General features: G+C 71.3%; 8 protein-coding genes. 5 read left to right on the top strand and 3 right to left on the bottom strand.

What is annotated here, in order from left to right; translation table 11 throughout:
- The first annotated feature begins 38 nt into the window (after window positions 1-38).
- Both pgi and ACWC94_RS41225 read left to right on the top strand, forming a co-directional pair.
- Window positions 39-1691 (top strand): glucose-6-phosphate isomerase, encoded by a 1653-nt coding sequence (gene pgi / locus ACWC94_RS41220; protein ID WP_450802775.1) that lies wholly within the window; start codon window positions 39-41, stop codon window positions 1689-1691.
- 116 nt (window positions 1692-1807) lie between these two features.
- Entirely contained in the window at window positions 1808-2587 is a 780-nt protein-coding gene (locus ACWC94_RS41225) for a DsbA family protein (RefSeq protein ID WP_450802777.1), read from the top strand.
- Window positions 2588-2623: 36 nt separating this feature from the next.
- Here the strand turns inward: ACWC94_RS41225 and ACWC94_RS41230 are convergent, their stop codons facing one another.
- The 3 genes from ACWC94_RS41230 to ACWC94_RS41240 form a co-directional block, all read right to left on the bottom strand.
- Entirely contained in the window at window positions 2624-4840 is a 2217-nt protein-coding gene (locus tag ACWC94_RS41230) for an ABC transporter permease (protein WP_450802779.1), read from the bottom strand.
- A 194-nt stretch (window positions 4841-5034) separates the two neighbouring features.
- Window positions 5035-5811 carry an ABC transporter ATP-binding protein gene (locus ACWC94_RS41235; protein WP_450802780.1) on the bottom strand — a complete coding sequence of 259 codons (777 nt, stop codon included), beginning with the start codon at window positions 5809-5811 and terminating at the stop codon, window positions 5035-5037.
- Window positions 5808-6314 (bottom strand): PadR family transcriptional regulator, encoded by a 507-nt coding sequence (locus ACWC94_RS41240; protein WP_450802782.1) that lies wholly within the window; start codon window positions 6312-6314, stop codon window positions 5808-5810. Before ACWC94_RS41240 ends, ACWC94_RS41235 begins: the two co-directional genes overlap by 4 nt.
- Window positions 6315-6445: 131 nt before the next feature.
- On the opposite strand from ACWC94_RS41240, the gene ACWC94_RS41245 reads away from it, so the two are divergent.
- The 3 genes from ACWC94_RS41245 to ACWC94_RS41255 all read left to right on the top strand — a co-directional run bounded on the left by ACWC94_RS41245 (window position 6446) and on the right by ACWC94_RS41255 (window position 10830).
- A complete protein-coding gene (locus ACWC94_RS41245) occupies window positions 6446-7717 on the top strand; it encodes an ABC transporter substrate-binding protein (protein WP_450802783.1) in 1272 nt (423 codons plus the stop codon).
- Window positions 7718-7852: 135 nt separating this feature from the next.
- Window positions 7853-9463 carry a glycoside hydrolase family 13 protein gene (locus tag ACWC94_RS41250; RefSeq protein WP_450802785.1) on the top strand — a complete coding sequence of 537 codons (1611 nt, stop codon included), beginning with the start codon at window positions 7853-7855 and terminating at the stop codon, window positions 9461-9463.
- A 41-nt stretch (window positions 9464-9504) separates the two neighbouring features.
- On the top strand, window positions 9505-10830 hold the full coding sequence (locus tag ACWC94_RS41255) for an ABC transporter substrate-binding protein (RefSeq protein ID WP_450802787.1): 1326 nt from the start codon (window positions 9505-9507) through the stop codon (window positions 10828-10830).
- The last annotated feature ends 133 nt before the right edge of the window (window positions 10831-10963 follow it).

Here is a 10963-nt window from a genome sequence, read left to right on the forward strand (position 1 = left end):
AACAGCTGGACAGGCACGAAAGAAGGCGGAAGTCGGAAATGAACGCAGACGGCCGTACCAGGCTCAACCAGACGCCCGAATGGACCGCTCTCGCCAAGCACCGGGAGGAACTGGCCGGCACCCATCTCAGGGAGCTGTTCGCCGCCGATCCCGGGCGCGGTGCGGGATACACGCTCCAGGTCGGCGATCTGTATCTCGACTACTCGAAGCACCTGGTCACCGACGAGACGCTGCGGCTGCTGCGCGAGCTGGCCGCCGCCACGGACGTGTTCGGCCTCCGGGACGCCATGTTCCGCGGTGAGAAGATCAACGTCACCGAGAACCGCGCGGTGCTGCACACCGCGCTGCGCGCCCCGCGCGACGCGGTGATCGAGGTCGACGGGCAGAACGTGGTGCCGGCCGTGCACGCCGTGCTCGACAAGATGAGCGACTTCGCCGACCGCGTCCGCTCCGGCAGCTGGACCGGCCACACCGGCAAGCGCATCAAGAACGTGATCAACATCGGGATCGGCGGCTCCGACCTGGGCCCCGCGATGGCGTACGAGGTGCTGCGCAGCTTCACCGACCGCGACCTGACGGTCCGCTTCGTCTCCAACGTGGACGGTGCCGACCTGCACGAGGCCACCCGTGACCTGGACGCGGCCGAGACGCTGTTCATCATCGCCTCGAAGACCTTCACCACCATCGAGACGATCACCAACGCCACCTCCGCCCGTACCTGGCTGCTGGACGCGCTCGGTGACGACGGCGCGGTGGCCAAGCACTTCGTCGCCCTGTCCACGAACGCCGAGAAGGTCGCCGAGTTCGGCATCGACACGGCCAACATGTTCGAGTTCTGGGACTGGGTCGGCGGCCGGTACTCCTACGACTCGGCGATCGGCCTGTCCCTGATGATCGCCATCGGACCCGACCGCTTCCGGGAGATGCTGGACGGCTTCCGGCTGATCGACGACCACTTCCGCACCGCGCCCGCCGAGGCCAACGCCCCGTTGCTCCTCGGCCTGCTGGGCATCTGGTACGGCAACTTCCACGACGCCCAGTCGCACGCGGTGCTGCCCTACAGCCACTACCTGTCGAAGTTCACCGCCTACCTCCAGCAGCTGGACATGGAGTCCAACGGCAAGTACGTGGCGCGGGACGGCAGGCAGGTCGACTGGCAGACCGGGCCGGTCGTCTGGGGCACCCCCGGCACCAACGGGCAGCACGCCTACTACCAGTTGATCCACCAGGGCACCAAGCTGATCCCGGCGGACTTCATCGGCTTCGCCGAGCCGGTGGCCGAGCTGAGCGGTGAACTGAAGGCGCAGCACGACCTGTTGATGGCCAACTTCTTCGCCCAGACCCAGGCGCTCGCCTTCGGCAAGACCGCCGGGGAGGTCCGCGCGGAGGGCGTCCCCGAGGAGCTGGTCGCACACAAGACCTTCGAGGGCAACCGGCCGACCACGACCATCCTGGCGAAGGAACTCACCCCGTCCGTTCTCGGCCAGCTGATCGCGCTGTACGAACACAAGGTGTTCGTGCAGGGTGCGGTGTGGAACATCGACTCCTTCGACCAGTGGGGCGTGGAGCTGGGCAAGGTCCTCGCCAAGCGGGTCGAGCCGGCCCTCACCGAGGGAGCCGAGGTCCCAGGCCTCGACGCCTCGACCAAGGCGCTGGTCGCGACGTACCGGGAGCTGCGCGGCCGGGCCTGACCGGCCCGCACTGATCCGTCGTCCGACCCGTCGTCCGAGACGTCGCGGCGACCCTTTCTGTGCGTTCTCTTTGCTGATCCCTTAAGGTTCGAGTGATCTTCAGGGGAGGAAGACGCATGGTGCACAGAGGGTTCGCCGCGGCGGTCGCGGCGGCCGTCATCGGGGCGTCGGCGGTCGGTTGCGGCAGCGGACACGAGCCGGCGGAGTCCAAGGACGGCGGGCCCGCGGCCAAGGGAAGGGCCGAGGCCACGGGACCGGCCCGGCCGGGCTACTCCGGGCTGTCGCAGGTGCCGGAGCGGCTGGCGAAGGACGGGACGACCATCACGGTCGGGGATCCGGCCGCCCCGGTGACCGTGCACCTGTTCGAAGACCCGCGGTGCCCCGTGTGCAAGGAGTTCGAGACCACCGGCGGCGCCCCGCAACTGCGCGCGGCGACCGTCCGGCGGGAGACGAAGACCCAGTACACCCTCGCCTCCTTCCTGGACGGCCGGCTCACCGGCTCCGGGTCCGAGAAGGCGGTCAACGCCCTGCGGGCCGCGCTGGACAAGGGCAGGTTCGCCGAGTACCACGACGTGCTCTACGCCCACCAGCCCGCCGAGAGCGTCGACGGCTTCACCGACGCGTATCTCCTGAAGCTGGCCGGGCAGGTCCCCGGACTGCGCGGGCCGGACTTCGACTCGGCCGTGAAGACCATGAAGTACCGCTCGTTCGTGACCCGGTCGGAGAAGGCGTACGAGGACGCGGGCGGAGCGCAGGCCCCCAAGGGCCCCGGCACCCCGACCGCCGACATCAACGACGTACGCGTCCCCGCCGAGTACAACGCCGTGCTGTTCGACGGTGGCGCCTTCTCCGGTCTGCTCGCCAAGATCCGGGCCCACCCCGAGCAGTGGCAGTGACCGACTCCCTGCCCTCCGTCAGGCCACGGACCTGCGTCAGGCCACGGCGCTGAGCGTGTCCGCGAGCCGTCTGCGTGCCGCGCGGGTCGCGGGCAGTGCGGCGAGCGCCGCCGCCCCGAGCACGGCTGCCGCGCCCAGGGCGAGCAACTGCACGGGTGAGGGGGACTGGGCGATACCGGCACCGATACCGCTGGAGCTGCCCTGGGCGTCGATCAGCCGGCGGGCCAGCGGCAGCCCCAGCGCCGTACCGGCGAGCGCCGCGACCAGGGCCGTACAGCTCGTCGCCGTGACGGTGATCGCGGTGATCTGCCGCGGGGACATGCCGATCGCCTTCAGCGCCAGTACGTCCCGCTCGCTCTCACGGACACTGCCGCCGATGGCGGTGAGCAGCTCCACCAGCCCGATCAGGGCCAGCACGGCGATCAGCCCGGCGACGACGGCGCGCAGCGGGGACAGCCCGTCGGCGGGGTTGTCCACGGGATGCACCTCCAGGTGGCCCCGGCCGGCCGCGGACAGCGCGGCGGCCACGCGCTGCGGGTCGGCCCCGGGGCGCAGGCGCAGCTCGTAGAAGGCGGGGGTCAGCCCGGGGTCGTTCTCGCGGAGGGTGTCCAGGGAGGTGGTGACGACCCGGCCGGCGTTCTGCGGTTCGATGCTGCGGCCGACGATGTGCAGGATCTGCGGCCGGTCGCCCACCGTCATCCGTACCCAGTCACCGACTCGCGCGTGCAGCAGGTCCAGCAGTCCCTGGCCGGCCACCGCCTCGTCCGGTCCGCGTGCGGTCCGGCCCTCGGCGAGGGCGTAGGGGTAGGGCGCGGTGCGGGTGCCGACGCCGCGCAGCGCGATGGTGCCGGTCTGGCCGGGGACCAGCGCGGCGACCTCGACTCCGGGGTAGGCGCCGGTGACCCGGCGATCGGCGGTGAGCAGGGACCGTACGGTGACGGGGTCCAGGGCGCCGTCGGAGCGGGCCGTGAGGGCCGTCGGCATGCCCACGCGCTCCGGACTGCTGTGGAAGCGGTCGATCGTGGTCCAGGCGCTGAGCGCGACCACGATCAGCAGCAGCGGCAGCGTCAGCCGGGCCACGGTGGCCAGCGACCGGCCGCGCCCCGCGCACGCCTTGTGGCAGCCGAGAACCAGCGCGGCCGGCAGCCGCAGCCCGAGCGCCCGCCGGGCCGGCCCGGTCAGCCCGCCACCGGCCGGCGCGGCCGGGCGAGGCACCGGAACCGGCGGGACCCTCCCGGCCCGCCAGGCCGCGAGCCCCGTGGTCAGGCCGATGAACAGCACCGCGCCCACGGGCACCACGAACAGTGCCACGGTGTGCCCCGGCAGTCCTTGCCACACGCCCACGGCGTCGCCGAGCCGCCCGGGGATCCGGCTGCCCAGGGCCTCGGTGAGCGCCGCGGCGGCCACCGAACCCAGCAGCGCGTACGCCAGGTGCTGGAGCAGGAAGACCCGGACGACCTGGCCGGGTGTGAAACCGATCGCCTTCAGCACCGACAGGTCCCGCAGGTGCCCCCGGATGCGGGTGGCGATCGCCCCGTGCACGGCGAACCCCGCGGCGACCAGCGCGCCCAGCCCGAACAGGCCGAGCACCTGACCGAGCAGCCGGTTGTCGCCCTGGGCCGCGGCACGCGCCTGCTGCCAGGTGGAGACCTCGCCGACCGCGCCCGCGCCCAGCACCGTGACGGCACGCTGCACGACGTAGTCCGTGTCGCCGGGGTCGGCGAGGCGCAGCCCGATCACCCCGGCGGCGGGGGCGCGCACGGCCGGCGGCGGCGCCCAGACCAGGCCCGGCTGCTCTCCCGGGCTGTAGCGCGGCTCGGCACTGTCCGCGATGCCCTCGACGGTCAGGGTGCGGGCGGTACCGGGGAGCGTGAGGGTGTCCCCCGGCTCGGCCAGCAGGGCCCGGGCCAGGCTGCTCTCCAGCACCACGCCGTTCGGTTCGGCCGGATCCAGCCAGTGCCCGGCGGTGAGCAGCGGCCGGCCGACGGAGGGCCGCTCGGAGACGCCGCGCAGTTCCACGGAGGCACGGCTGCCGCGTACGGCGACGGTGGCGGACTCGGTGCGGTAGGGGCCGGCGACGGACTCGACGCCGTCCAGCCGGGCGAGCTTGCGGGTGTCCGCGGAGGCGACGGTGTGGATCCACACGTGTGCCCCGCGGGCCTGGGTGAAGATCCGCTGCCAGGGGTTGGTCGCGTAGCCGAACAGGGCGGTGGCCAGCAGCAGCGAGGCGACGATGCCGGCCGTGGCCAGCACGAGGAACAGTGCCTCGCCACGATGTTTGCGCAGATCGGAGTGCGCCCAGCGGCGACTGGCCGCGCCGCCGACGGCTACGCGGCCGAGAGGGCCGCGGTGCGCGGTCGGTCGTGTGCCGCGCCGTCGTGGCCGGGCGCGCCCACCCGGCGGTAGCCGCACATCAGACGCGGGCTCGCGCCCCTTCAGGGCGGTCATCAGTCCCTCAGCTCCAGCACGCCCGAGATCCCCGACTTCCGGGACGGCGGTGCGCCGTCCAGGCGCGCGTCGTCGGCTATGCGGCCGTCGAAGAAGCTGATCACGCGGTCGGCGGCGCTCGCCAGCCGGGCGTCGTGCGTGACCAGGACGATGCTCTGCCCGCGCCCGTGGAAGCGGGACAGAAGCCGCATCACCTCGCGTGTGCCCTTGCTGTCCAGGCTTCCGGCGGGCTCGTCGGCCAACAGCAGCGGCGGATGGTTGACCAGGGCCCGGGCGAGCGCGACCCGCTGCTGTTCGCCGCCGGACAGCTCGCCCGGCATGCTGCGGTCCTTGCCCTCGAGCCCCAGCTCGGCCAGCAACTCCTCCCGTTCGGCGCGCGCCTTCTTCGGCGGGACGCCGGCGAGCAGGGCGGGCAGCTCGACGTTGTCGGCCACCGACAGGTTCGACACCAGGTTGAAGAACTGGAACACGATCCCGATCGCCCTGCGGCGCTCCACCGCCCAGCGCGCCTCGCTGAAGGAGTCCGTGCACCGCCCGTCGAGCCAGATGCTGCCCTCGTCCGGCCGCTGCAGCCCGCCGAGCAGGTGCAGCAGCGTGGACTTGCCGGCGCCGGACGGTCCGGTGATCGCCACGAACTCGCCGCGTGCCACGGACAGATCGACTCCGCGCACGGCATGCGCGGGCGCGCCCTCGCCGTGGTGGGTCTTCACCAGAGCCTCGGCGCGCAGCACCGCGGTGCCCTCGGCGTGCGGCACCGGAGCAGCGTGCTCGCTCATTCCAGTTCCTCCTGGCACCGCTCCAGCCAGTCGAGGTCGGCCTGCAGATGCAGCATCGCGCCCTCGATGAGCAGGTGGGCGATTCGGTTGTCCCGGTTCTCGGCCGCGGCCAGTTTCGACAGGTTGCGCATGGTGGTGAGGTACTGGCGCCGCTGCTTGTTGATGAGGGCGATCTGGTCGGCGAGACCGGTCTGCGGGGCGACGGCGAGCTTCATGAAGAACTCGTCGCGCACCCGAGGCTCGTCCTCGGTCTCCTCGAACCAGGCGTGCAGCGCCTCGCGCCCGGCGTCGGTGAGGTGGTAGACCTTCTTGTTGGGCCGGCTGGACTGCTCGACGTCCTCGCCCTCGATCAGTCCCGACTTCTCGAGGCGGCCGAGGGTGACGTAGATCTGGCCGACGTTCGGCTGAGGGTACGCGGAGCCCAGCAGTTGCTCAAGGTCTTGCTTCAGCTCGTAACCGTGGGCCGGACCACGGGCGAGGAGGGCCAGGAGGGGCAGGCGCACTCGTGCTGTCCTCCTGTCTGCTCACAATGTGCTCCAGGCCCTAGTATCGCCCATACCTAACAGGTATACATGGCCTCTGACTCCCGGGCGAGGGTGCCCGGAGCCGTGTGTACGTGTTCAGGGAGGAACCTATGCGGTGGATACGCGCCGCCGGTAGGGGCCTCCTCGTTCTGGCCGTGATCATGACCGGGTACGTCGCCTCCGGCGCGCAGGCCGACGAGGTCGCGGGAGACGGCCGCGGCCCGCTCACCCTGGCCACCGCCGGCGACCTCACCGGCTATCTCGGCCCGCTGCTCCGGGGCTGGAACCGCACCCACCCCGGCGAGAAGGTCACGCTCGTCGAGCTGCCGGACTCCGCCGACGAGACCCATGCGCAGATGGCCACCGACCTGCGCGGCGGTGACCGGGGCCGCTTCGACGTCCTGAACATCGACGTCAACTGGACCTCGGAGTTCGCGGCGGCCGGCTGGATCCGCCCACTGCCGCGCGACCGCTTCCCGCTGAAGAGCTTCCTGCCGCCGGTCGTGGACACGGCCACCTACGACGGACGGCTGTACGCCGTCCCGTACGTCACGAATGCCGGACTCCTCCTGTATCGCAAGGACATCCTCGCCAAGGAGGGCGTGCCCCCGCCGCGCACCTGGGCCGAGCTGGAGCACGACGCGAGGACGATCGCGCCGAAGTACGGACTCGGCGGCTACGCGGGCCAGTTCCTGCCCTATGAGGGACTCACCGTGAACGCGGCCGAGGCCGTGTACTCGGCGGGCGGCACGATCCTCGGTGACGAGGGTACCCGGGTCACCGTCGACTCGGCCGCCGCCCGCGAGGGCATCGGCTTCCTCGCCCGCGGCATCCGTGAGGGCTGGATACCCAGGGCGGCGCTGACGTACAAGGAGGAGGAGTCCAAACAGGCCTTCCAGGACGGCAGGCTGCTCTTCCTGCGCAACTGGCCCTACGCCTACGCCGTCGCCTCCGCCAAGGGTTCCAGGGTCGCCGGCAGGATCGGCGCCGTACCGATCCCCGGACCCGACGGGCCGGGGACGAGTGTGCTCGGCGGCTCGAACCTCGCCGTCAACTCCCACACCCGGCACCCCGATTCGGCCGCGCGCCTGATCGCCTACCTCACCAGTGCGCCCGTCCAGCGCCAGGTGCTCATCCGGGGTGCGCTGCCGCCCGTACGGGCCGCGCTCTACGAAGATCCCACGCTGGTACGGCGGTTCCCCTATCTGCCGACCCTGCGCACCGCCGTGCTCACCGCCGCCCCGCGCCCCAAGAGCGCGCACTACGACCAGGTCAGCCTGGTGGTCCAGGCGGTCGTGCAGGACGCCCTGGCGGGGCACGAGACGCCTGCCGCGGCGGTGCGCCGACTGGCCCGGGAGTTGGCGGCCGTCTCCAGCCGCTAGTTACTTGTTAAGTAACGCCGACATCTCATCTGTCGTTCGGATGCCCCAGTAAGTCCGTATTTGCTACCCAAACTTGGCAGTAATCAAAGTTCTTTTCATTGACACCTTCGCGATACGCCTACCTAACATGCATGCATGTTGAGTAAGCACCACTGGTGGCGCGACGCCGTCATCTACCAGGTGTACGTCCGCAGCTTCCTGGACAGCACCGGCGACGGCATCGGCGATCTGGCCGGGGTCCGCGCGGGGCTGCCGTATCTGAAGAAGCTCGGTGTCGACGGCATCTGGCTGAGCCCCTTCTACCCCTCGCCGCAGCACGACCACGGCTATGACGTGGCCGACTACTGCGACGTCGACCCGCTCTTCGGCGACCTCGCCGAGTTCGACCTGCTGATGGCGGCGGCCCGGCGGCTCGGCATCAAGGTGCTGCTCGACATCGTCCCCAACCACTGCTCCAGCGAGCACCCGTGGTTCCGCGAGGCCCTGGACAGCGCCCCCGGCAGCCAGGCCCGCGCCCGCTTCCACTTCGCCGACGGGCGCGGCCCGGACGGCAGCGAGCCGCCCAACAACTGGCACGCCATGTTCGGCGGCCCCGCCTGGAGCAGGGTCGGCGACGGCCAGTGGTACCTGCACATGTTCACGCCCGAGCAGCCCGACTGGAATTGGCGCGACCCCGAGGTCGCCGCCGAGTTCGACCGTGTCCTGCGCTTCTGGCTGGACCGGGGTGTCGACGGCTTCCGCATCGATGTGGCGGCCGGGCTGTACAAGCACCCCGAACTGCCCGACTCCGACGACCCGGAGGCCGACGCCCGCACCCGCGACTCGGTCAACCCGCTCGCCTGGAACCAGCCCGAGGTGCACGAGGTGTGGCGCTGGTGGCGCGCCGTGTGCGAGGAGTACACCGCCCGCGACGGCCGTGAACGCCTCCTCGTCGGCGAGGTCTCCGTCCCCACCGCCCGCGAACACGCCCTGTACGTCCGCCCGGACGAACTCCACCAGGCCTTCTTCTTCGACCTGCTCGGCGCCCCCTGGGACGCGGACGCCTTCCGCAAGGTCATCTCCGAGGCCATGCAGGACATCGCCGGCACGGGCTCGACCGTCACCTGGGTCCTCAACAACCACGACCAGGTCCGCACCGTCACCCGCTACGGCGAACCCGCCCCCGAGGGCAGCGGCCTCGGCGCCGCCCGCGCCCGCGCCGCCGCGCTGCTGATGCTGGCGCTGCCCGGAGCCGCGTACATCTACCAGGGCGAGGAGCTGGGCCTGCCCGAGGTCGTCGACCTGCCCGACGACGTCCTCACCGACCCGATCTTCCGCCGCACCGGCAGCCGCGCCCGGATCCGCGACGGCTGCCGGGTGCCGCTGCCCTGGTCCGGACAGGCCTCCCCGTTCGGCTTCACCTCCGGCGTGGAGGGCGCCAAGCCCTGGCTGCCACAGCCCGACTACTTCGCCGAGTACGCCACCGACCGCGCCCTCGCCGACACCCGCTCCTTCTGGCACCTGTACCGCGACGGCCTCCAACTGCGGTCGTCACTGCCGCAACTGGGCGAGGGCACACTGCACTGGCTGGACAGCCCGCCCGGCGTCCTCGCCTTCGCCCGCGGCGACGGCCTGGTCTGCGCCGTCAACTTCGGTACGGCCCCCGCCCCCGCCCCTGTCTCCGGCACCCCCCTGCTCTCCAGCGGCCCCTGCCCGGCCGGCGTGCTGCCCGGCGCCACCGCGGCCTGGTGGCTGAGCGACCTCTGACCCCGATCCGTCACCTCCCATCCCCTGAAGGGACATCAACGATGATGCGACGACGTACCACCCTGCTCACCAGCTGCACCGCGCTGGCCCTGGCCCTCGGTGCCACCGCCTGCGGCGGCGGACCGGTCTCCGCGGGCGGCGGCGACAAGGCCCTCAGTGGCCAGACGGTCACCGTGGCCGGCGTCTGGACCGGCAGCGAACAGAAGAACTTCCAGAAGGTGCTGGACGCCTTCACCGCGAAGACCGGCGCCAAGACGCAGTTCGTCTCCACCGGCGACAACGTCTCCACCGTCGTCGGCAGCAAGATCGAGGGCGGCAACGCGCCCGACGTCGTGATGGTCCCGCAGGTCGGCGTCCTCGACCAGTTCGCGAAGAAGGGCTGGCTCAAGCCGCTGTCGCCGACCACGCAGCAGACGGTCACCGCCGACTACGCGCCCGTGTGGAAGAAGTACGGCAGCGTCGACGGCACCCTGTACGGCCTCTACTTCAAGGCCGCCCACAAGTCGACCGTCTGGTACAGCCCCGACGCCCTCACCCAGGCCGGGGTCAAGCCGCCGAAGACGTACGACGCGATGCTGAAGGCCGGCCACACGGTCTCCGACTCCGGCCTCGCCGCCTTCGCCGTCGGCGGTGAGGACGGCTGGACCCTCACCGACTGGTTCGAGAACGTCTACCTCTCCCAGGCCGGACCCGAGAAGTACGACGCCCTCGCCGCGCACAAGCTGAAGTGGACCGACCCGTCCGTCGTCAAGGCGCTCACCACGCTCGGCAAGCTGTTCAAGGACAAGCAGCTCGTCGCAGGCGGCCAGAAGGAGGCCCTGAACACCGACTTCCCGAGCTCGGTGGAGAAGGTGTTCGGGCCCAAGCCCGAGGCCGGCATGGTCTTCGAGGGCGACTTCGTCGCCGGCGTCGCGCACGACCAGTTCGGCAAGACCATCGGCAAGGACGCGGACTTCTTCCCCTTCCCCGCGGTCGACGGCGGCACGGCACCGGTGGTCAGCGGCGGTGACGCGGCCGTCGTCCTCAAGGACGGCAAGAACGCCAAGGCCGGCATGAAGCTCCTGGAGTACCTGGCCACCCCCGAGGCGGCGGCCGTCTGGGCGAAGGCGGGCGGCTTCCTGTCCCCGAACAAGAAGCTCGACCCCGCCTCCTACAGCGACGACGTCACCCGCGCCACCGCCAAGTCCCTGGTCGGAGCCGGTGATTCGGTCCGCTTCGACATGTCCGACCAGGCACCGGCGGCCTTCGGCGGCACCAAGGGGGCCGGCGAGTGGAAGCTGCTGCAGGACTTCCTGCGCGACCCGTCCGACCCGAAGGGCACCGCGGCGAAGCTGGAAGCCGCGGCGGCCAAGGCCTACCAGGGCTGAGCGGCAGCACCATGACCGCCACCGCTCTCGTGAAACAGCAGCTCGGTGCCGTCGATCTCCGAGAAGACCGGCGAGTCCTCCGCCTTGAACACATTCTTGTACGTCCCGCCGACGTCCCGGTACACGTACGAGC

The sequence above is a fragment of the Streptomyces sp. NPDC001135 genome (assembly GCF_053598395.1).